The organism is Fictibacillus enclensis, from assembly GCF_030123385.1.
Classification (GTDB): Bacteria; Bacillota; Bacilli; order Bacillales; family Fictibacillaceae; genus Fictibacillus_C; species Fictibacillus_C enclensis.
The window spans coordinates 1,354,073-1,375,138 of sequence record NZ_CP126109.1 but is presented as its reverse complement, the minus strand read 5'-3'; the positions used below and the strand labels follow the sequence as shown (position 1 = coordinate 1,375,138).

At 44.7% G+C, this 21,066-nt stretch carries 22 protein-coding genes; 8 read left to right on the top strand and 14 right to left on the bottom strand.

Translation table 11 applies throughout. The features are described 5' to 3' along the window. Positions 1-4: 4 nt before the first annotated feature. The 7 genes from QNH15_RS07355 to QNH15_RS07325 all read right to left on the bottom strand — a co-directional run bounded on the left by QNH15_RS07355 (position 5) and on the right by QNH15_RS07325 (position 10,134). Positions 5-781, bottom strand: a complete 777-nt coding sequence (locus tag QNH15_RS07355; protein ID WP_283893718.1) for an alpha/beta fold hydrolase — start codon at positions 779-781, stop codon at positions 5-7. Positions 782-894: 113 nt separating this feature from the next. Then, positions 895-2,142, bottom strand: a complete 1,248-nt coding sequence (locus QNH15_RS07350) for an MDR family MFS transporter (protein WP_283893717.1) — start codon at positions 2,140-2,142, stop codon at positions 895-897. 270 nt (positions 2,143-2,412) lie between these two features. Then, on the bottom strand, positions 2,413-5,580 hold the full coding sequence (locus QNH15_RS07345) for a DEAD/DEAH box helicase (RefSeq protein ID WP_283893715.1): 3,168 nt from the start codon (positions 5,578-5,580) through the stop codon (positions 2,413-2,415). An 85-nt stretch (positions 5,581-5,665) separates the two neighbouring features. Continuing rightward, positions 5,666-6,898, bottom strand: a complete 1,233-nt coding sequence (locus QNH15_RS07340) for an MFS transporter (RefSeq protein WP_283893713.1) — start codon at positions 6,896-6,898, stop codon at positions 5,666-5,668. Between the two features lie 13 nt (positions 6,899-6,911). Beyond that, entirely contained in the window at positions 6,912-7,931 is a 1,020-nt protein-coding gene (locus QNH15_RS07335) for an ROK family transcriptional regulator (RefSeq protein WP_129477061.1), read from the bottom strand. A 181-nt stretch (positions 7,932-8,112) separates the two neighbouring features. After that, entirely contained in the window at positions 8,113-9,528 is a 1,416-nt protein-coding gene (gndA, locus tag QNH15_RS07330) for an NADP-dependent phosphogluconate dehydrogenase (protein ID WP_283893709.1), read from the bottom strand. 231 nt (positions 9,529-9,759) lie between these two features. After that, entirely contained in the window at positions 9,760-10,134 is a 375-nt protein-coding gene (locus QNH15_RS07325; RefSeq protein WP_283893707.1) for a PaaI family thioesterase, read from the bottom strand. Between the two features lie 313 nt (positions 10,135-10,447). On the opposite strand from QNH15_RS07325, the gene QNH15_RS07320 reads away from it, so the two are divergent. Then, positions 10,448-10,906 carry a hypothetical protein gene (locus QNH15_RS07320; RefSeq protein WP_283893705.1) on the top strand — a complete coding sequence of 153 codons (459 nt, stop codon included), beginning with the start codon at positions 10,448-10,450 and terminating at the stop codon, positions 10,904-10,906. Continuing rightward, entirely contained in the window at positions 10,903-11,295 is a 393-nt protein-coding gene (locus tag QNH15_RS07315) for a hypothetical protein (protein WP_283893704.1), read from the top strand. The genes QNH15_RS07320 and QNH15_RS07315 overlap by 4 nt, the downstream gene beginning before the upstream one ends. 26 nt (positions 11,296-11,321) lie before the next feature. On the opposite strand, the gene QNH15_RS07310 is transcribed toward QNH15_RS07315, so the two are convergent. After that, positions 11,322-11,960, bottom strand: a complete 639-nt coding sequence (locus tag QNH15_RS07310; RefSeq protein WP_283893703.1) for a TetR/AcrR family transcriptional regulator — start codon at positions 11,958-11,960, stop codon at positions 11,322-11,324. Between the two features lie 166 nt (positions 11,961-12,126). Here QNH15_RS07310 and QNH15_RS07305 point away from each other — a divergent pair, with 166 nt between their 5' ends. Both QNH15_RS07305 and QNH15_RS07300 read left to right on the top strand, forming a co-directional pair. Then, entirely contained in the window at positions 12,127-13,329 is a 1,203-nt protein-coding gene (locus QNH15_RS07305) for a YhgE/Pip domain-containing protein (RefSeq protein ID WP_283893702.1), read from the top strand. A 51-nt stretch (positions 13,330-13,380) separates the two neighbouring features. Further along, positions 13,381-14,901 carry an FAD-dependent monooxygenase gene (locus tag QNH15_RS07300; RefSeq protein WP_283893700.1) on the top strand — a complete coding sequence of 507 codons (1,521 nt, stop codon included), beginning with the start codon at positions 13,381-13,383 and terminating at the stop codon, positions 14,899-14,901. A gap of 208 nt (positions 14,902-15,109) precedes the next feature. On the opposite strand, the gene QNH15_RS07295 is transcribed toward QNH15_RS07300, so the two are convergent. Further along, a complete protein-coding gene (locus QNH15_RS07295) occupies positions 15,110-15,286 on the bottom strand; it encodes a hypothetical protein (protein ID WP_156412549.1) in 177 nt (58 codons plus the stop codon). Between the two features lie 150 nt (positions 15,287-15,436). Here QNH15_RS07295 and QNH15_RS07290 point away from each other — a divergent pair, with 150 nt between their 5' ends. From QNH15_RS07290 to QNH15_RS07280, 3 genes are all read left to right on the top strand, one after another. Further along, positions 15,437-15,883: a CBO0543 family protein gene (locus QNH15_RS07290; RefSeq protein WP_283893698.1), complete on the top strand. Its 447-nt coding sequence runs from the start codon at positions 15,437-15,439 to the stop codon at positions 15,881-15,883. A 295-nt stretch (positions 15,884-16,178) separates the two neighbouring features. Then, the gene (locus tag QNH15_RS07285) at positions 16,179-17,126 is read left to right on the top strand and encodes a nucleoside hydrolase (protein ID WP_283893696.1); all 948 of its coding nucleotides are present in this window, start codon (positions 16,179-16,181) and stop codon (positions 17,124-17,126) included. Between the two features lie 109 nt (positions 17,127-17,235). Beyond that, the gene (locus QNH15_RS07280) at positions 17,236-17,994 is read left to right on the top strand and encodes a MerR family transcriptional regulator (RefSeq protein ID WP_283893694.1); all 759 of its coding nucleotides are present in this window, start codon (positions 17,236-17,238) and stop codon (positions 17,992-17,994) included. Between the two features lie 41 nt (positions 17,995-18,035). Here the strand turns inward: QNH15_RS07280 and QNH15_RS07275 are convergent, their stop codons facing one another. After that, positions 18,036-18,344, bottom strand: coding sequence for a WGxxGxxG family protein (locus tag QNH15_RS07275; protein ID WP_283893692.1), 309 nt, complete (start codon positions 18,342-18,344; stop codon positions 18,036-18,038). A 211-nt stretch (positions 18,345-18,555) separates the two neighbouring features. Between QNH15_RS07275 and QNH15_RS07270 the strand changes: the two genes are divergently transcribed. Beyond that, positions 18,556-19,074 (top strand): DUF3231 family protein, encoded by a 519-nt coding sequence (locus tag QNH15_RS07270; protein ID WP_061967994.1) that lies wholly within the window; start codon positions 18,556-18,558, stop codon positions 19,072-19,074. 108 nt (positions 19,075-19,182) lie between these two features. On the opposite strand, the gene QNH15_RS07265 is transcribed toward QNH15_RS07270, so the two are convergent. The 4 genes from QNH15_RS07265 to QNH15_RS07250 are packed head-to-tail and all read right to left on the bottom strand — an operon-like array spanning position 19,183 to position 20,830. Continuing rightward, entirely contained in the window at positions 19,183-19,416 is a 234-nt protein-coding gene (locus QNH15_RS07265; RefSeq protein WP_283893690.1) for a VOC family protein, read from the bottom strand. A gap of 25 nt (positions 19,417-19,441) precedes the next feature. Beyond that, entirely contained in the window at positions 19,442-19,540 is a 99-nt protein-coding gene (locus QNH15_RS07260) for a VOC family protein (RefSeq protein ID WP_283893689.1), read from the bottom strand. Beyond that, positions 19,537-20,349 carry a cytochrome c oxidase assembly protein gene (locus QNH15_RS07255; protein WP_283893688.1) on the bottom strand — a complete coding sequence of 271 codons (813 nt, stop codon included), beginning with the start codon at positions 20,347-20,349 and terminating at the stop codon, positions 19,537-19,539. Before QNH15_RS07255 ends, QNH15_RS07260 begins: the two co-directional genes overlap by 4 nt. Then, positions 20,339-20,830 (bottom strand): DUF2243 domain-containing protein, encoded by a 492-nt coding sequence (locus QNH15_RS07250; protein ID WP_283893687.1) that lies wholly within the window; start codon positions 20,828-20,830, stop codon positions 20,339-20,341. Before QNH15_RS07250 ends, QNH15_RS07255 begins: the two co-directional genes overlap by 11 nt. Positions 20,831-21,066 lie beyond the last annotated feature (236 nt).

The following is a 21,066-nucleotide window of genomic DNA, read 5'->3' as shown; positions in this document are numbered from 1 at the left end:
CTTACTACCCAGCCAAAAATGCCGTAACCACTTGCTTGAATCTTTCCGGTTCCTCCACACTCGGCGCATGTCCTGAATGTTCAAATTCAACAAACGTAGCGTGTGGTATGAATTTGACAACCTCCCTTCCCTCCTTTGGCGGATTAAGTCCATCATATCTCCCATTAATGACTAGCGTTTCTGCTGTAACCTTATGTAACTGGGGGCGAAAATCGAAGTTCACCAGTGCTTTTCTGGCCGCTTCCTGCTGTTCCGGTGTAAGGACAGGCACATCAACGGCCACCCGCTGTGACCATTCCCCGACCGCCTCCAGATTATGAAAAATATACTTGGAGAGGGCATACATCTGTTCTTCCTCCGTGAGGCCTTTTAGTTCATCCGCATGTTCAGCCTGAAGCCTTGCGGTGGATGATGTTTTTCCATAAGCTTTTGCAACAACCAGAATCATTTTCTTTATCCGATTCGGAATGGAAACTGCTACTCCCTGCGCCACATAACTTCCCATGGAAGCACCTAACAGATTGGTTTTCTCGATGTTCAGTTCATCCATAAACGCAATGACGTCCTGGACATGATCATCCAGCGTATAATGAGGAACTTTCTCCGACTTGCCATGCCCCCTGGAATCCAGAGCGATGACCCGATACGATTTCTTTAACTCATTGATTTCGCTCTCGAACATATGATGGTCGCCACCAAGCCCATGCAGCAGGATAAACGGTTCCCCGCTGCCGTACTCTTCGTAATACAGCTGTACTCCGTTTACGTTTATTTCCGGCATTTCATCTCCTCCTCTGGTTTTCAATTCATTTCCATTATAATCCCAAAGATCATGCGGTTCACAGAAAAAACGTCCGCAAGTGGGACGTTTTTTCTGTTAGAAAACCATTCATTTTATGCACTGATTCCTCGCTCCATATCCATTTGAAACAGCTGAATATATAACATGATACTAATCAATGAAAAGCCAAGGATAAAGCTGAATATTCCCATAGGCGGAACCCAGCTGGAGAGAAAAACGGTAATGGGTGCCAAGAACTTACCGATGGTGTTCTGCAGGCTGTCAGCTGCCATGTATTGTCCCCTTGCGTGTCCCGGGGCATAGCGGCTGATGAAGCTTTGTGTCACGGGTGAACGGACCATTTCCCCGAAGGTAAAAATGATGGTAATAAAAAACAGATACCATATGTTGCTGTTCACCCCGACGAGGAATGTTCCTGCACCTGCCAGCAAAGAGGACAGGATAAATACATTCCGCTCTTTCCAATGCTGGAACCATTTCGTGACAGGCAGGATGAAAAGTACAAAAAGCAGACCATTAAACCCTACCAGCCATCCGAAGATCTCCTTGCTGCTCAGCATAAAGGAATCTCCTTTCCATAAGAAAATTGCTTGTGGGGGCACGTGCTCCATGACGTACACGGGCAGATACATATCCAGCTGCATAATCGGAATGAGGGCAAAAATACCGGCAACAATATAAACCAAAAACACTTTATCCCGGAAAATGATGCCATATCCATGCCATTGTTTCTTAAAAACGTGTAAAACAGAACTTGATTCACGCTCTTTGTTTAAAGAGGAAGGACATGTTTCATGAACCAGATGGTTGATCGCAATAAAATATAAAAGTAATATGACGGTACAAGTCCACAAAAGTTCCTGGCGGTAATGAAAGAAGAAGATGGCTCCAAGCACAGGCCCAAGGACAGCTCCCACATTATTTGAAGTTGAAAACGTGGCAAAGGCCCGGCGCAAGTGTTGGGCCGGTACTAGGTCAGCGACCATGGCAGAACTGGCTGGACGGTAGATCGCGCCTCCAATTCCGATACCGATGAATGAGATATAGTCGATCCAATATGACGGTGACAGCGCAAAGCAGGCGAACATCAACGTTTGAAGCACAGTTCCGATCAGCATGACCGGACGCCGTCCCAGCCGGTCCGCCAACGCTCCACCGAGCAGACTTCCGAGCATACTGAACACAGGAGGAACGGCCATTAACAAACCTGCCGTATGATATCCCAACGCTTCCCCAAAATACACGGTGATGAAGGGAAAGTACATCCAAAACAGCAGGTTGAACAGCCCTTCACCGATTAACCTGACTTTCAGGTTAGTATCCCAAATAAACTTCCCCACAAAAACCCTCTTTTCTGATGCAGTGTCATTCATACGTTGCCCGGCCAGGTATAGATACTATAGAACAATTTTTCAAAAAGAAATAGACTTATAATTTCAGATGATTTATAATATTAATATGAAAGTCAAGGGTACGACCTTGTCGTTTAAATGTTACATAAAACGAACATGTGTTCTTTTAATACAAAACCACGCTCATTGGAGGGTGCTTTTTTTATGCCTAAAAAAAGCCTGGAAAGTGGATGAACAATCACTTTCCAGGCTTTTTGCTCAGATCATCAGTATGTCCCGTATATCCTCTTCGGTAAGGGAGGTTGACGGTTTCTCACCAATCAGCTCCTCGATGAGGTTCTTCTTTTTATCCTGCAATTCATTTATTTTCTCTTCGATTGTGCCTCTGGCAACAAGCTTGATGACCTGCACGGCTTGAGTCTGACCCATCCGGTGGGCACGGTCTGCCGCTTGTTCTTCCACCGCCGGATTCCACCAAAGATCGTAAAGGATGACCGTATCCGCACCTGTCAAGTTAAGACCGGTTCCTCCGGCTTTTAGCGAAATGAGAAACATGTCCCTCTCTCCCCCGTTGAACCGATTGCACAATTCCACCCGGGTCATGGACGGAGTCTGTCCGTCCAGATAGAAAAAGGAAAGCCCTCTGGTATCCAGCTCCCTGCCGATCAAATCGAGCATTTTTGTAAATTGGGAGAAAATCAGCACCCGTCTCCCTGAAACCCTCGCTTCTTCCACGATCTGAAGAAGCTGATTGAATTTTGCGGACGACTCTTTATATCCATCCACAAACAGGGCCGGATGGCAGCATATTTGGCGCAGCCGCGTAAGTCCCGCAAGAATCTTGATCTTGTTCTTCCGGAAGGTATCTTTATCCAGATGCTTCAGTGTTTCATGGCGAAGCTTGGCCAGGTATGCGGCATAGAGCTTCTTTTGTTCCGGCAGCAATTCAGATGCCGCACTTGATTCCACTTTCTCAGGCAGTTCGGCAAGAACATCCTCTTTGATCCGCCTGAGCAGAAACGGTGAAATCCGCCGGGACATTTTCTTTCGCGTAAGGTGGCTGAAATCCTTCAATCCGCCCAGAAGCTCCGGAAAAATGACATGGAAGATCGACCATACATCCTCGATTGAATTTTCTACGGGCGTACCGGTCAAGGCAAACCGGTGGTTCGCATTAATCTTCTGAACTGCCCGTGCCGTTTGGGTGATCGGATTCTTAAAGAACTGTGCCTCATCAAAAAACGCGATATGAAAGCTCTGCTTTTCATACCATCCGATATCTTTGCGCAGCAGTGGATACGAAGTAATGATTACGTCCTTGCCGTCGGTGTTTTTTTGGATCCGGCTTCTCTCCTGTTGACTGCCGTCCACGACAACCGCTTGAAACTCTGGTGCAAACGTTCGGCATTCATTGAGCCAGTTGTAGGTTACAGAGGACGGGCAGACGATGAGTGCTGGTTTCTTCGTTTTCCGGATCGTTGGCAATTCTGAAACAATGAACGCCAGGCTTTGAATCGTCTTCCCCAGCCCCATATCATCGGCAAGGATACCGCCAAACCCAAAGCTGGCCAGCGTTTTCATCCATTGGTAGCCCTGTTTTTGGTAATCCCTCAGAACGCTTTCCCACCCTTCTGGCAGATCGAATAGATCCCGGTCCGGATTTTTCAGATGATGAAGAAAATCGGTAAACGACTTTTCAAGTGCAAAAGCCGAGTCATCAGCGGCATCCAGCAGCTGCAGCCCCTTGATCACCGGGACTTCGAACCCTTTTTCAAGGTCTTTCTTCTGTTCAGGAACAGTATGCAAAAACCGCTGGATTTCTTCATATTCCCTTGTTTCTAATGAAAGAAGAGCCCCGTTCTTCAGCCGGTAATATTTTCGTTTTTCTTCGAGTGCCCAAAGAATATCACTGATTTCTTTTTGGGGAATGCCGTCAATATCGAACTTGAATTCCAGCCAGTTGGTCCGCTCCTTTTTATGCTTCACCCGGATCTGGGGAGGCGGACTTTTGCGAATGATTCGGTTTCGTACCGACGTGGTCGCATAGATTTGGACAAACTTTTGAAGCCGGGGCATCTCGCGATAGATAAATTCATACTCTAATTCTTCATTGTGCAAATAATAGCCGCCGTCAGTTTTGGCAAACTGGCTCTCTTCCATAATCTTAAGGATTCGATTTTCCTTTTCAAGATCGCGGATGATAGTTGAATGTTCTCTTTGACTGTTTTCTTCCAGCGGGTTGATGATCACATGGTCATAGTGAAATTCCACTCCCGCCAGGAGACGGTTTTTTACCCGGTCCAAGTAGAGCTTCGCCGTCAAAGGAGTTTTGGCGAACTGTTTGGCGAGAGCGTCTGACAGCTTCACTTCCCCCAGCCTCTTCAGGCCCGGAACTACTTTTTCCAAAAACATGGCCATCTGCGGTTTGGGAATGGGAATGATTTCTGTCGCGGAAGCTTTCATCATGCGCTTAAGTTCTGACAGGCGCAGGCAGTCCTCTTCGCTTAACGAATACAGCTTACCGTGCGACAAAACGAGCCCGTAGGCACTCAGCACCACCATTTGTTTTAACCCCTGAATCTTCAGCTGATACCGGCCGCCTTTTGCCTCAGAGAATACGAACGATAAAGAAAGCGGCTCGCTCACTGTCCTTATACCTTCATAGGTTGTAACGGCATGCTGCAGCTTCACATAGGGCGCTTTTTCCAGCAGCGGCTGCAGGTTCGCCCAGGAAGACGGCGGTATAACGAGCTTGTCCGGGTGAAGTGCCATTCTGGATGAACCCATGCTTTCCATGTACACCCGTTCATCCTGCATGACATGGATCAGCTGCTCGATAACTTCATTCGTCTCTTTTTCAAAACAATGCTGATGGGGATCGAAGGTGAACGAGAGAGAAATGGGGCTTGGAACTCCTTTCTTCCATTCCTTGAGTACCTCACGGATATTTTTTACCGGGTAGGGTCCCACCTTAACCTCAACTTCCATCAAATGCTGATCTTGATCCACTCTTACCGGTCTGCAGGTAAAGACCGCATTCAGTACTTTTCTTTTTTCAAAATACAGCTGCTGGCCGCTAGAGATTCTTCTCTTGTTTTCAAACAAGTTCAGAAAATCTTCTGTCAGCCTCTCATTGCCGCCCGTCTTTTGACGTTCAGCTACACTCAGCAAAACAGCAGCGACGTGCTGGCATTCTTTTTGAAAGGAAGCAAGCTTGGGGCAAGAACAGGTAGTGCGAAAGCTTACTTCACCTTCCTGTTCGACCGTCACATGAAAGTCTTCTGTGCCTCTTACCGTCGCTTCGCAAGCATCTGGTTCAAAACGGGTAATCTCTACTTTCCCATTGCGATAAAAAGATTCTCCCTTTTTAAAGGAGACCGCCCCGCACCGCTCTTTGATGATGGATGGGTTTACCTTAATATTCACTTGGCTTCGGCTCCTTTCCTGAGGGAGATTCTTGAGTTCTTCTTTTATCATAGTAAAAATTGCAGTCTGATGCGAGCAGCACGTGCTACATCGCCGTCGTGTTTCCATTTGTTCCCTTAAAAAGTATCCCTTTTTTCATAAGAATATTTAATCTCTCTGAGCAGGCAAACAGAGCGACAACCAGTATGGCGATGAAATATGGAAAGATTCCAATGGTGATGTGGGCTGCCATCAAGCCGAGTAAAGGAGGAATGAATGTACTTCCCGTATAGGCCAATGCCATCTGATAGCCGATGATGGCCTGGGAATGTTCCTTGCCGAACCGGACGGGTGTTTCATGGATCATGCATGGAAAAACAGGGGCGAATCCCATGCCAATCAGAATAAAGCCGGTCAGAAGAAAAACGGACGGCAGCGGCAATATGACAAGCACGGCACCGAACAGGGCGACCAATAGACCTGAACGGATTAATGCAATGTTGCTCATCTTAAACGTAATAAAACCGGTAATCAGCCGTCCCGCTGTAATCCCCCCATAATAGAGGGAAACCCATTGTGCGGCCACACCTGCGGGCAGATCCTTCACCGCCACAAGAAAGCTGCTTCCCCAAAGGCCCGCAGCCGCTTCTGCACCGCAATACAGCAAAAAGGAGACCATCGCCAGCTTTACACCCTTGATGCGCAGCGGGTTTGCCTTTTTCAGCTGTTCACCCGGTTCTTGTGGAGTGGTAGCTGGTACTTCCTTTGTATCGTCAACAGTCCCTGCCCCGCCGACTTTTTTCCATAAAGGAAGAGTTAAAAAGAGAACAACAACAAGCGCGAACTGGATAAGAGAGATCGTCAGATAACCGTTTCTCCATGAATTCTGTGTGGAGATAAACTGCGACATGATGATTGGACCCATCGTTGCCCCTACACCCCAAAAGCAATGAAGCCAGCTCATATGATGTGCTTTGTAGTGAGTTGCGACATAGTTGTTCAGTCCGGCATCGACCGATCCTGCCCCCAAACCGAGCGGAATCGCGAAGATGAATAACCAAACAAGCGATGGCGAGAAATAAAAACCGAGCAGTGCGACAGCGGTCATGAGCACACTGACAAAGGTGACCTTGCCTGTTCCGAAACGGCCAATAACTTTTCCGCTCGCCAGGCTTGAAATGATTGTACCCCCTGCCATTGACATGGACAGCAAACCGGCAGTGTCAAGGGACACGCCGTAATCGCGTTGCATAACAGGCCAGGCAGCGCCCAACAGGGAGTCGGGAAGACCTAAACTGATAAACGCCAAATAAATGATGACCAGGAAAAATGTTGCCATGTGGTGCCTCCTTTTATGTAGTGTTGGTTCCTATAGAAGTAGTAAAAATCATGAGTTCAAGCCCAAGACTTTGTAGTCCATTCAAATAATCCTGCTTCCAATCACTAACAACCAGCTCTGGCAGGTGCTCCCCCGGAATATAGCGTGAGCTTCTTTCTTGGATGTCACGAAGCATGAATGATGTCATTTCCTCCTGGCTGAACAGAATTCTGTGCGGATTAAGAATAGCTGTAAATGAGGCAATCAGCCGGCTGATCGCGTCAATTCTCTGTTCCTGGTTCTGGAGAGCCTGCAGAAAGTTTTGATGATCATATTGCGGAACAAACGAAATCTCCCCTGTAAAAAATGTGCTGCCTCTCACCACATCACCGTTGATCAAGATCCCTGAACCGGGTCCATTTTGACCGAAGCACAGATACACAAGTGACGGATTATCTATCATTTTTTTCGTGTTGGAATACCCGAGCACCGCTGCGTTCATGTCATTTTCCACCACAACCGGTATGGAAAAACGTTCTTCATAATATCCTTTGATATCCTTATTTTGAAACGGTGGATAGCCCGGTATATAAATGACATGCCCCTGGTTAACCGCACCGGGAACGCCAATGGACATCGCACTGATTTTGGGATGCTTTTGAAGGAGTCCATCCAACAAGTGAGTAAATGATTCCAGTGCTGATTCGGAGAGTACACTGGACACAGTTCCCTGCTCCTTCACTTCACCGAGGCAATTAAATATGGTATAGACCGTTTCTGTTTTCTCCAAAAACACGGCCAAACCGAGCATGTGCTCCGGATTATACCGGTAACGGTGCGCTCTTCTTCCGCCACTGGAGTGATCCAGCCCCATCGCTAAAACTTCGCCGTCTTTTACCATTTGCGAAAGAAATTTGCTCGCGGTCGGAAAGCTGATGCCCAGCTTCTCGCTGAGTTCCGCTTTGGTGGCGCTTCCCATGTCCAGGAGTGCCTTGCGAATCCCAAGCAGGATGGCTTTTTTCTTTGATTCCGGAGTCGTAAATAGGGATTCCATTGCTTCTCCTTCCTGTTCTACTACTTTTTTAACGTCTTTAATAAGTGTTTATGATAAAACTTATTAAACGCCTTTAATAAGTCCTGTTTACCATAGCATATTCCATTTTCATCAACAATAGGCCACAAGAAAGATAAGAAAAAAGAGACTGACCAAAAGCCAGTCCCTTACCTCCATTTCATTACTTTTGAAGCCATTCGGTATGGAAGATTCCTTCCTTGTCCAACCGCTGATACGTGTGGGCACCAAAATAATCGCGCTGAGCCTGCAATAGATTGGCAGGCAGTGTTTCTGTGCGGTAGCTGTCATAATACGCCAGTGCACTTGAGAAGGCAGGTACCGGAATACCGGATTGAATGGCCAGACTGAGCACTTCGCGCAATGCGCCCTGATAGTTTTCAACAATATCTTTAAAATAAGAATCCAGTAATAGATTGGTAAGACCTGCATCCCGGTCGTACGCTTCTTTAATCTTTTGCAGGAACTGGGCACGGATAATGCAGCCACCGCGGAAAATCATTGCGATATTTCCATATTGAAGGTTCCAGTCATATTCATCTGATGCTGCTCTCATTTGGGCGAATCCTTGTGCATACGAACAAATTTTGCTCATGTACAACGCTTTGCGGACCGCTTCAATGAGCTCCTCCCTGTTCCCTGCAAAAGCCTGGCGCTCTGGCCCGGACAGCACTTTGCTTGCTTTCACTCGCTCTTCCTTCATGGCGGAAATAAAGCGGGAAAATACAGACTCGGTAATGATCGGAAGCGGAACCCCGAGATCGAGGGCACTTTGGCTTGTCCATTTTCCTGTTCCCTTCTGGCCTGCTGTATCAAGAATCACATCCACAAGAGGCTTGCCCGTTTCCTCGTCCTTCTTCGTGAAGATGTCAGCTGTGATTTCAATAAGGTAGCTGTCGAGCTCTCCCTTGTTCCACTCCGCAAACACTTCATGAAGCTCTTCTGCGCTTAATCCCAGAACATTTTTCAGAATAAAATAAGCTTCGGAGATTAATTGCATATCTCCGTACTCAATGCCGTTGTGAACCATTTTTACATAGTGGCCCGCGCCATTCGGTCCAATATATGTACAACAAGGATCATCATTGACTTTGGCAGAAATGGCTTTTAGAATCGGCTCAACCAATTCGTACGCCTCTTTTTGACCGCCAGGCATAATGGAAGGTCCCTTCAGTGCGCCTTCCTCTCCTCCGGAAACGCCTGTCCCGATAAAATGAATACCTGAATCCTCGAGCTCATGATTACGGCGAATCGTATCCTTGAAGAACGTGTTTCCTCCATCTATTAAAATATCATTCTTATCGAGGTAAGGCTTTAACGAATCAATCGTCGCATCCGTTGCCGCACCTGCCTTGACCATGAGCAAAATTTTACGTGGCTTTTGCAGTGCATTTACGAATTCCTCTATGGAAGTCGCACCAAAAAAGTTTCTGCCTTCTGCCTCATTTTTTAAAAAATCTTCTGTTTTTTCATAGGAACGGTTAAACACCGCGACAGAATAGCCCCGGCTTTCAATATTAAGTGCGAGGTTCTTTCCCATGACTGCTAATCCGATTACTCCGATTTGTTGTTTGGCCATGATCACTTATCCTTTCATTATTGGTTAAGCCTGTTAAGCTTTTGTTTGACTATACCATAATCGTTCTTGAGCACAAGGTCCTTTTTCTGAAAACATTGAAAAAAACTGTGTTTTATATGAGTTGGACCAAAACGGGTTCAAATGCTTGGTATAGTGGTTCATTTCATAGCCTCCTGTACTTTTGTATTATTTGAAGCTTAGCTGAGAAGCGGGTGGATTTCAAAAGAAAGCTCACACCTTTCGGAAAAGAATCGCTCTGGATTTCGCTACCAGTTCCTCCTTATCGTTGAAAATCTCGCATTCTGTATGGATGAGCGTTCGGCCCTGTTTCTCTATTTTCGCATGAGCAATCAGGTATTCCCCGGTTGCCGCTTTTAAGAAAGAAACATTTAAATCGACGGTTAACGCCTGCTGAATCCCGTTCCCTGTCGCTGGTATCAGATTGGACATGGCAACATCAGCTAATGAGGAGATTACTCCCCCATGAATCACACCTGCCGAGTTCACAAACAAATCCTGTACAGGCAATCGCAGCTGTACTTGCGTTTCATTCATCCTTGTATATTCAAACCCTAAAAACTCGTCTAATGCTTGCTTAATAAACATGGATGCACTCCTTTTTTTTACGTTTTCCTGATGGAGAATTCGACTCTTTCACCCAATTCCCTTCAAATAAAAACAGGAATTTTCGCAATGAAAATTCCTGTTTTTATTGAAAAAATCCTTGTCTTCCCTTTTTCGTTATTTGCTTCCTTTAGTTGTCAATCCATATCCAGAATACGCTTACAAAAAGAATACCATTTAAAAAATGAAAAGAATTCACTCATCATCTGTACTTTTATGCAAAATTCTGGATTATTTTGTGGTTCACATTTCCTTTTATTGGGTTTTTGTTTATTCTGAAGAGGGAGGCTTATTTATGAAAACAAATTTGCCATTTTTACTCGGAATCTTGCTCTTCCTTCTCTCAGCACCGCCTATTATTAAATTTGTTCAAGAGATGCACTACGAACAGAAATCTGCAGAACACTATAAATTTCAAACCATTTTCACTCCCCATCTTGAATATTATGTCGAAGACAACCATGATTTTGGGATTGAAAGTTACGGGCCGACGGATCAAAACATAATGGAAAAAGGCCGTGTTTCAATAAGACCCGGTCTTACACTTGAAAAAGTCCAATTAATACGGACAGGAAAAGACAAAGGCACTTTTTCACAGGTATTTCGCTATGGAAAAAACCGGATTGAAGTGAAAGATATTTTCCCTCTCGACCTGTCAAAGACAAAAACCTCCTCAAGATCTTTCCTGCAACGGCAACTTCGCCCATTGAAATCAAAATTAATGGCAAAGATTATTCAAATCAGCTGCCTTTGACGATTTACCCAAACGTATTTGACGAAAGCCGCTATCCGTATTTTGCACTTGTTTTTGTTGAAAACCTTATGACGAAGAAAGAGAATCTGGTTCTGGCACGGGCCAACGATGAAAATGGAAAAACTTATCGTTTTTTATGGATTTCTAAGAATGGAAAGATCATAGCCGAAACCTTCAATAATAAAGAACGAACAGAAAAACTTTATCGTACGGATATCATTAATGCTGGCAGTATTTCACCCATAACCCTTGGATATAAAAGTAACGCCGTTGAATTCTATCCCACTCTTTTCTTTCCATTCTTGTACCCTTTGCTTAGTGCTTTGGCCGGTGTGTTTCTCATTATCATTGGCGGAACCATGGTCATAAAAAATAAAAACCTCACCTAAGAACTGTCTGATGGCTGACAGTTCCCTTACGGTGAGGTTTTTTCATTTTGTTCATTGGATATCAGGCCCGCTGCCCGTCTTGGTCCGAGAAAAGTCAGCTTAAACGCAGTCATGGCAATTTCTTTTGGTGACTCTTTCATCCCGCTGAACAGCCATTCTTGAATGACGCCAAGGTGGGCAGAAATGACGTACGCTTTAAAATAGTCAAAAGGAACAGCCATTTCGATTCTCGCTTTCTTTACCATGTGCTTCAGCAGGTGTTCAGCCAGCATCTCCTTCAATTTTACTTGAAACAAGGGATCTCCATTTGGTCCCAGAATCACCCTCATAAATGCTCCATTTTCTTTCAAGTACTCAAATAATTTTACAATGAAAGGCAAGGGTTCACCTCTGTTAAAATGCTCATAGAAATTCTCCAGCTGAAGCTCCTTTACGTGTCCCTGGACCTGTGCCAGCTCCTCCAGCACTTCCCTCTCACATTGCTCAAGCAAATCGAATTTATCCTTATAGTGCAAATAAAAAGTCCCCCGGTTGATATCCGCTTTTTCCGTTAAATCTCTGACGGTGATGGCATCAAACCCTTTTTCCTCCATCAGTTCGGTTAACGCATCCCTGATCATTTGTTTCGTCCGCCGTATCCGCCGGTCGGTGTTGTTCAAAGACATCCCTTCACCTCCTTTTTTTTAAAAAAAATCAACACTTTAGTCTTTTCTGTTGAGTATGGAACAGCTCGAGAAATATTGATCATTGTTATTCGTTCTAAAGTCATTATAATAAACTCTAAGTCAACTAATCAACATTATGTTCAATAATGAAAGGAGTGTCCAATATATGTTCTTTAAAAACAAGCTGCTGTTATGGTCGCCAATAATTATTCTAGTTGTGGGTCTGCTGTTTAGCCTTGCAAGTCTTCCTTCCATCCATCCGGTACCGCGTGAGCTGCCAATTGCATTGGTGAATGAGGATAAGGGCGCTGCGCTCCCTGACAAATCCACCATCAATATGGGTGATCAAGTGACTGCCATAGCAAAAAAAGCGTTCTCTCCATCAGAAGGCCAGCATCCTGTTAAATGGGTGATGCTTAACGAGAAAAATGAAGCCATGAAAGGGATGAACGAACGAGAGTATTACGGTGCGCTTATTCTTCCGAAGGATTTCAGCAAAAACCTTGTTTCACTGCAGACAGCTTCTCCCTCTTCCCCAAAACTGCAAATTCTGGTGAATCAGGGCATGAACGGTTCTGCTTCAGTCATGGCAAACCAACTGCTGAACGGAATGGCCGATCAAATTAATGGTAAGGTGCGGGAACAAATCATCAGTGGTTTGAAGCAGAAAAAAGCTCCACTTTCCGTTGATACTGTTTCAGTTCTCGCCACACCGATCAAAAAAGAAACAATGAATGTCAATGTATTCGGTACTCACAGTGCAAATGGAAACTCTCCGGTTTTCCTTTTTCAGCCACTCTGGATGGGAAGTCTTGTTGGAGCTATTTTATTGTTTGTGGCGATGAAAAAAACAGTCTTCACCAGTAGAAAGGAAAAGCTTCAGTTCATCACGAAACAGTTCGTTGTTGGCATCTTCTTGGCCACATTGTTCGGATGGGGAATTACATGGTTTGCCGATGGGATTCTGCAGCTTGATATTCCCTCCAAAATGGACACGGCGATCTTTTTATCGATTGCGTATCTCAGCTTTCTTTTAATGATGCTCGCAGTCGTATCATGGATGGGAATGAAAGGATTTCCGCTCTTTGCGCTTCTTCTGTTTTTTGGCGCTCCCTTGCTTTCAATGGCACCGGAAATCATGCCGGAATATTATCAGAACTGGATTTATCCATGGCTCCCGATGCGTTTTATGACAGACGGGCTAAGAGACCTTTTCTTTTTTGGAAACGGACTGAGCTGGGATCAAAGCGTGCAAGTCCTTTGCGGGATCGGCATCGCAAGCCTTGTACTTTTGCTGCTGTCAGCCCTGATTCAAAATGAAAAACAAAAAATCTCGGCTGATGCCAAAGAGAAGCTTTCCTTTTCATAAAACGGGAGATAACCACAAAAAGTAATCAAAGAAACTTAAGGAGGGCGTATCATGAATTCAAAAGTGCTTATTGTCGGAGCAGGGCCAACCGGCCTTGTCCTTGCCCTGCAGCTCGCCCATTTTGGCATACCTTTTCGTATCATTGAAAAACATTCCGGACCCGGAGAAGCTTCCCGGGCCCTGGTCGTCCATTCCCGTATTCTAGAGTTCTACCGGCAGATTGGCATTTCAGATGAAGTGGTGAACCTTGGAATTCCGTTGGATTCGGTGCAGCTTCATGAAGGATTAAAGGAAAAAGCACAGTTGAAATTCAGCGATCTGAAAAAAGACATCGGCCCCTACCCATTCGCTCTTTGTCTGGCACAGGATGTTCATGAAAGATACCTTGTGAAGAAGCTGGACGAAATGGGAATCACAATTGAATGGAACACCGAGCTGTATTCATTTTCTGATGAAGGCGGAAGCGTAAAGACTGTTTTAATCAAGAATGAAGTGAAGGAAGAGGCGGAGTTTGCTTATCTCTGTGGATGCGACGGAGCGCACAGCATCGTCCGAAAACAACTTGGACTCGGCTTCTCGGGTGGAACCTATGAAGAACTTTTTTACGTGGCCGATGTGGAATCCTCTGATGTGAAAGCGCAAGAACATGCGTTAAAAGTTCATTTAAGCAACAATGGCCTGTGCATCTTCATGCCGGTAAGGACAACTGGGATGGTACGGCTGATCGGCATCGTTCCCCCGGAAATGAGGGACAGGGAATCCCTTCAATTTCATGATGTCCAGCCTGTCGCCGAGGCACAAATCGGAATCCGGGTGAGTGGTGTGAACTGGTTTTCGACGTACCACGTGCATCATCGGGTCAGTGACCATTTCAGAAAGGGCCGTTGTTTTATCGCCGGTGATGCCGGGCACATTCACAGTCCCGCCGGCGGTCAGGGTATGAATACAGGAATTTCCGACGCCATTAATTTGGCCTGGAAGCTTGCAGCAGTGCTTCAAGAGAAAGCGGATCCTTCCATTCTGGATACGTATGAAACGGAAAGGATAGCGTTTGCCCGCACGCTGATTTCCACTACGGACCGCGCGTTTCAGGTTATGGTGGGCAAGAACTTTCCCAGCAGATTGGCCCGTACTGTCCTGATTCCGTACGCCGCTCCCCTTCTGTTTGGCTTCAGCATGACGCGAAGAATTTTTTTCGGCATGGTTTCCCAGCTAGGGATCGAATATCAAGACAGCGCATTAAGCAAAGGCAAAGCTGGTAAAGTACATGGTGGAGACCGTTTGCCCTGGTGCCGGACCATACAGGGAAACAATTTCGATGCTCTTCGGTCACTGGATTGGCAGGTCCACGTGTATGGAGAAGCAAAACCGGATTATAAGAGATTTTGTGAAAGCGCCGGCCTTCCCCTTCACATTTTTCCATGGGAAGCATCAATGGATGAGGCAGACCTGAAACGAAATGCAGCGTATCTCGTCAGGCCCGACGGCTATGTTGCCATTGCGGATGACGCACAGGATCTCATGGTGTTGCAGCAATACCTTAAAGAATTTAATCTTTCTTCTCTTTTTTAAAGAAATAGGAAAGCACAGGCTGACCGCGCCTGTGCTTTTTTAAAATTTACTCACCGTTTTTTGGGATTACTCTCCATCCGAGTGATCATGTTAGCGGCTGACAAGATGTCCTCATAAGATTTTCGTCATCTGTACGTCAAAGTACATACCTACTTCAATTAAAATAAAATGCCTCCATTACATTATATAGGAACAAGAAATACAAGATTTAGTATACCTCTGCATATCCAATAGTCTTTACCTTATCTAAATCCATCCTATTAATAATGACAAACGTGCCAGGATTATTCGTGACAATGACTTCATTAACCTCTAAGTCACTCTGTGCAGTTTCTAGAGAATCATATAAAAACCCTTTAATTCTTTCTCCTTGAACTTTTATCATGTTTAAACACTCCATAAACTTCATTATGTAATACCCTGTAATAGTATCCTACATCTTGATTAATTGTCGAATTAAATTTATTTAATGATGGTACACCAACCAAGAAATTAGGGACATAATAGTTAACATTCAAATAAAGGAGTGTAAGAAATGATATATCAAGTAATCGTAGGTCTTATCATTCCTTGGATGGTGGGTACTTATCTTTGTTTTAAGAAACCTAAATTCATGCTAATGATTGTTCCAATTGGCATTTCAACTGCATTTTTAATTAATAATTGGGGTTTTAATTACTTCTGGAGATTGAAACATTCATATAAAAACTTATCGCTCGCTTCTGTCCCATTTAATATAGGGTTGTTTCCCATTTTGGGATGCTTGTTCATAAGCTCCATTCACTACACGAAACTTAATACCTTTCTTTCGCTAGCCCTGTTTACAATTTTCACTACTTTGATCGAATTCTGGGCTTTAAAAGAAGGGGAAATTATCTATAGAAACGGCTGGAATATCGGTTTCACGGCAATTAGTTATTTCATTGGATATTTGGTTGTATTTATTTATTATAAACTACTGCGAAAATATAAAATACTATAGGGATAGGCTCGTTATGTAAGAAAATATATAAGTTCTTGATGAAAATCGAGTAGCTTTAACCGATCTCACCATATGGCGTCACCTCCTGCGGTGCTGGAATCTCCGAGTGCTACATATGCCACCGCTTTTTCAGATACTTTTTCCCATTCGCTTGCAGTCGCTGTAATAGGAACCGAAACGAACAGAACGTTCGGTGTCCTCCTAATACAGGCCAAAAGACACACTTCTTTCAGTTCCCATTCTTTTACATATCGAACGGTCATATGCTGTATAAATTCTTTAAACAGGTGATAATATGGCCAAGAAGGTACTGCTTTTCGCTGACGTGGGGATCGATGATACAATCGCTCTGATTTATGGATATTTGAGCAGACAGGTCGATCTGATCGGAGTGGTGGCGGATTATGGCAATGTCCCGCGGCAGATGGGCTTGCGCAATATTACGTATTTAATTAACCTTTTCAATATAGCCAATCAGACAAAAGTGGTCCTCGGAGCTGAGAAACCGATGACGGGCGAAGACCCCGTATTCTACCCAGAGATTCACGGTCAGTACGGACTAGGATACATCAAGCCACCGGACTTGCCAGAAGGCGGGTTTACCGAAAATTTCTATGAAGTTGTAAATTTAATCAACCAGTACGCAGGAGAACTCGTCATTGTGAACACCGGCAGGCTTACCTCTCTTGCGAGTATGTATATCTTGTTCAATGATCTCATGAAAAAAGTTAAAGAAGTATATGTTATGGGGGGCGCGTTTTGGGTACCAGGCAATGTTACCGCTGTATCGGAAGCGAATATTCACGGTGATCCGATTGCGGCCAATATCGTATTCCGTTACGCCAGAAACCTGACCATTATCCCGTTGAACGTCACGGAACGCGCGATTGTAACCCCTCGAATGGTGGATTATATTCAATCCAAGGGCAAGGCAAAGATCATTAAGCCTCTTCTCGACTTTTATTATGAGTTTTATAAAAAACGAAATCCCGCGATAAAGGGAAGTCCTGTACATGATGCTCTTACTTTGATGGCAACCGTCAAACCCTCGATGTGTTCATACCAATCGCTTCCAGTTCATGTTAGCCCAAATGGCACCGTTACCAAGGGACAGACCATTGCTGATATCCGGCCGTATGCTACTCTTAATAATCTGGAAAGCAAACACAGAATCGCCTTTAATTTTGATTATCAAGTCTTCTATCATGATTTTATGTCAATCATGACCGGTGAACTCATGTAATATCCGATGCCCGCTCCAGAAAAGAGCGGGTTTTAAATATTTTTTAAAAAATGGGTTTGACCTTTACGCAGCGTCAACGTGTAAGGTTTAACTGTCAGGAGGTGATGAAATGGAATACACTGTTCAAAAACTGGGACAGCTCGCAGGTGTCAGTACACGGACCCTCAGGTATTATGATGAAATTGGGCTCCTTAAGCCGGCAAGGATCAATTCATCCGGATACCGTATTTATGGCCAGCAAGAAGTGAACCGGCTCCAGCAAATCTTATTTTACAGGGAACTTGGACTCCATTTGGAAAAGATTCGCGATATTATGAACGATCCAGACTTTGACAGTACAAAGGCATTAAAAGATCATCATGAGAACCTCCTGAACAAAAAGGAGCAGCTTGACCTTCTCATTGCAAATGTGGAGAAGTCCATTGCTGCACACGAAAGGGGAATAACGATGACCGACCAGGAGAAATTTGAAGGCTTCAAAGAGAAGCTCATTGAGGAGAATGAAAAATTGTACGGAAAAGAAATCCGGGAAAAATATGGACAGGATGCGGTTAACCGCTCCAACGATAAACTAAAAAGGATGACCGCACAAGAACATGAGGAACTTACCCGCCTGGCTGACGAACTTTATGAAACATTGGGTGAGGCCTTCAAAACAGGTGATCCAGCTGGAGATCTCGCACAAAAAGCAGCAGAACTCCACAAGCAATGGCTTTGTTTTTATTGGGACAGATACAGCAAAGAAGCCCATAGAGGACTCGCACAAATGTATGTAGACGATGAACGTTTCAGACAGCATTATGACAAGAACCAGCCAGGAACTGCGGAATTTTTACGAGATGCTATTCATGTTTATACGAGCAACTAGAAAGATCCCCTGCAGTCTTAACGGCTGCAAGGGATTTTATTTTAACGGACTTCTTCCCTGTCCCGGCGCTTAAGGCCGAAAAGGCCAACCAGCCCTAAAAGACCGAGCCATTCCCAGTTCGTGTCATTATCGTTGTTATTTGCGGTGGACACGTTGCGTGTCGCAGGGCCGCGGTCGTTATAATTAGTATCATTATAGTTGAGGTTGCCGTTGTTCAAGTCCGCTCCACGGTCAGTAGTGATCCGGTCTCCGCGGTCCACCATGTCACTTGCACGATCGGCAAACGCCGGCATGCTGAACATGAATAGAGATACCATAAGCATACACACCAATGCTGTTACTTTTGACATGTGATTTTCCCTCCTTCCATACCCCTTAATTTTTCCTGAAAAAGAGTACTTATGCGGCAGCCAGCCACATAAAATTTACCTTTTATTTAGAAGGAATTCTGCGGATAGACTCCCCGCATTTAGACAATCTAAAGATTGTGGCCAAACGACGAATCAGAAAGGGTGGTCCACATTGCGTGCAACTAATTTGATCTCTATGGGGAGGACAATCATGGGAATTTTAAGCGGAAATCCACAAAATGAACCAATGCATTACGGAGAAGTTTTCGCATTATGGAGCTATCTTGCAGGAAATAAGGGATATGTCGCAGGATACGAAACACTGATCAACCATACCGGTGACGGTGATTTGAAAAAATTCCTGGAAGATTCTGTTCAAGCCATGAAACAAGAAATTGAACAGGTGGAAAAAATCTTAAAAGCTAACGGTATCGCCTTGCCTCCAGCACCACCTGAACGTCCAACTGCATCCTTGGAAAGCATTCCTGCCGGTGCCCGTTTTAATGACGCAGAAATTGCAGCATCTGTTGCCAAGGATGGTGCAGCCGGACTTGTTGCATGCAGCCAGATTATGGGACAATCCATCCGTGAAGACATTGGAGCGATGTTTGGCCAATTTCACATGGCAAAAGCCCAATATGGAGTTCGCCTTCTTCGTATCATGAAAGAAAAAGGATGGTTGATCCCTCCACCGCTTCACATGGAAATGCCAGAAGCAATCCACGCATAAAAAAAAAGCCCGTTACTAACGTTGCGGGCTGTTTTTTATCCGTCTTTATTGGCATACATCACGGCCGAACTGTGGCTGTACAATTCGGTAATATTTCCATAGGGATCTTCACAATAGATCAGGTGGTACGGTTTGCCTTTCCATGTATTCCATCTCTTCCGCCTTTTGTTCAAGGTCTTCCGCTATGACACACACATGAAAAAAACCGCTGTATACCCTGTTTTTAGTTTCCGGCATTTTTGGCTCCACAAATTCAAACAGCTCAATGCCCACTTGATTTTCAGACATCAGATGGGCGTTTTTCATTTTTTTGATATGCGCACCCAATACATCATTTGTCATGTTTGGCTCTCCGGCGGTCTTTGCGTTAAACATGTAGCAGCGTAAAGCCCAATACGTCTTCATACCATTTGATGGCACCTTCCAAATCAGGCACCGCTAATCCAATGTGGGTAATGGCAGTCATGTTGTTTTTGCCTCCTTTTGCTGAGATGGGAAATTTTCATATACCCGTGGGCGGGCTGCTCGATACCATTGATAACAAAATACGATGATCAGCAATGCATCAATCATATCCCCGCCATAGTACATCACCATACTGCCGGTCTCCGCATCCGTTTTCTCTATCCCTGCAGGTGGATGGGCATACAAATATTTGGACAAAATGCCATGCCCCGCAAGTGCTGTCACTAAAACAATCGCACGGTACTTAAAACTAAAGCGGCGGGAAACGGGTTCAATGTAAATGAAGGACATCGTAAAGACAAAACCTGCCATAAACACATGAAAATGGATCAAAAGGTTAATCCAAACTTTCTTATGCATTAACATAAATAAATCTGTTGTATATAAAAGCCAAAGTCCGCCGATGTTCAAAAGTGCCGCAATAACAGGATGGATAACCCAATGAAAATAGGGAAGCTGCAAGAGCCGGGACAAACGCCGGCCCATAGAAACCGGAAGTGTACGCAGCATCAAGGTGATTGGCGCAGCGAGCACAATTAGCAGTGGTACCAGCATGCCCCAAAGTAAGTGCCCCGCCATATGTAAGGTGAAATCATGATGAGCAAGCTTCGGAAGAGGCCCAACCACCGTTGCTCCGGCACAAAGGATTCCAGCGGTCCATAACACATACCGGTAACGAGGCCACTTTTGAAGGCTCCTATGTCTGTTTGATACGATACCGGCCATAAAGTAGCCTGTCCAAATGATCCCGGCTAATAACAGAATGAGTGTATCTCGTGTATTCCAGAGAGACGAATGCTCATGCTCCATGGACCTTCTTCTCCCTTTTATTCTGAGGCATTTTGCCGGTCGCCTTCAGGAGCATCCCTCCTGCTGCAATCATGATGACGGCTGTCACATTCCACACCCAGTCATAATAGATAACGTTATCCACATAACGGATCTGGTGCAGACCAAATATTTTATGCTGAATCAGACCATCATAGAGCTGGAAAAGGCCGGCACCCAAAAGAACGCCGCCCCACCACCGTTTGACGATCCACACTCGGCGCCGGCGGAGATCAGCTACCATAAACAGTCCTGCGATTGTAGCAAACCAGCTGAACGCATGAAAAAAACCATCAGACACAAGGCCGACTTCCAAGGTGGATTTATCATAAAAATGATGCCAGTGCAACAGTTGATGAAATACCCCTTCATCAATAAAGGCAATCAGGCCAAGGCCAAAAAACAAACCCGACCAAACATTTCGTGTTAAATAATTATTATGTACAAACTGCTCACCTTCCATGGTATCCTCCCCTTACCTGTAAAGAATTTTATCTGAATTTACTTTTCACTATTTCAAATAAACCAAATAAAAATGAAGCCCCAGCTAAAAACAACTCCTCATAAAGGACAAAGAATATTGATAAAATCACGAGTAAAATACCAAAGAACCACATGAAACAGAATCCCTTTCGTCATCTTGATGTATATGGTATTCATACCCTTTAAATAAATCACGAAACTAAAGCTTATCTCCAC

Bases quoted from the DNA above. Each gene is read 5' to 3' on its own strand.
- QNH15_RS07260 (WP_283893689.1), bottom strand. From the start codon at position 19,540: ATGACTGCCATTACCCACATTGGATTAGCGGTGCCTGATTTGGAAGGT.
- QNH15_RS07255 (WP_283893688.1), bottom strand. From the start codon at position 20,349: ATGGAGCATGAGCATTCGTCTCTCTGGAATACACGAGATACACTCATT.
- QNH15_RS07275 (WP_283893692.1), bottom strand. From the start codon at position 18,344: ATGTCAAAAGTAACAGCATTGGTGTGTATGCTTATGGTATCTCTATTC.
- QNH15_RS07295 (WP_156412549.1), bottom strand. From the start codon at position 15,286: ATGATAAAAGTTCAAGGAGAAAGAATTAAAGGGTTTTTATATGATTCT.
- QNH15_RS07285 (WP_283893696.1), top strand. From the start codon at position 16,179: ATGGCCAAGAAGGTACTGCTTTTCGCTGACGTGGGGATCGATGATACA.
- QNH15_RS07325 (WP_283893707.1), bottom strand. From the start codon at position 10,134: ATGTTTATTAAGCAAGCATTAGACGAGTTTTTAGGGTTTGAATATACA.
- QNH15_RS07310 (WP_283893703.1), bottom strand. From the start codon at position 11,960: ATGTCTTTGAACAACACCGACCGGCGGATACGGCGGACGAAACAAATG.
- QNH15_RS07280 (WP_283893694.1), top strand. From the start codon at position 17,236: ATGGAATACACTGTTCAAAAACTGGGACAGCTCGCAGGTGTCAGTACA.
- gndA (WP_283893709.1), bottom strand. From the start codon at position 9,528: ATGGCCAAACAACAAATCGGAGTAATCGGATTAGCAGTCATGGGAAAG.
- QNH15_RS07305 (WP_283893702.1), top strand. From the start codon at position 12,127: ATGTTCTTTAAAAACAAGCTGCTGTTATGGTCGCCAATAATTATTCTA.
- QNH15_RS07265 (WP_283893690.1), bottom strand. From the start codon at position 19,416: ATGACAAATGATGTATTGGGTGCGCATATCAAAAAAATGAAAAACGCC.
- QNH15_RS07320 (WP_283893705.1), top strand. From the start codon at position 10,448: ATGAAAACAAATTTGCCATTTTTACTCGGAATCTTGCTCTTCCTTCTC.
- QNH15_RS07290 (WP_283893698.1), top strand. From the start codon at position 15,437: ATGATATATCAAGTAATCGTAGGTCTTATCATTCCTTGGATGGTGGGT.
- QNH15_RS07270 (WP_061967994.1), top strand. From the start codon at position 18,556: ATGGGAATTTTAAGCGGAAATCCACAAAATGAACCAATGCATTACGGA.
- QNH15_RS07340 (WP_283893713.1), bottom strand. From the start codon at position 6,898: ATGGCAACATTTTTCCTGGTCATCATTTATTTGGCGTTTATCAGTTTA.
- QNH15_RS07300 (WP_283893700.1), top strand. From the start codon at position 13,381: ATGAATTCAAAAGTGCTTATTGTCGGAGCAGGGCCAACCGGCCTTGTC.
- QNH15_RS07250 (WP_283893687.1), bottom strand. From the start codon at position 20,830: ATGGAAGGTGAGCAGTTTGTACATAATAATTATTTAACACGAAATGTT.
- QNH15_RS07355 (WP_283893718.1), bottom strand. From the start codon at position 781: ATGCCGGAAATAAACGTAAACGGAGTACAGCTGTATTACGAAGAGTAC.
- QNH15_RS07335 (WP_129477061.1), bottom strand. From the start codon at position 7,931: ATGGAATCCCTATTTACGACTCCGGAATCAAAGAAAAAAGCCATCCTG.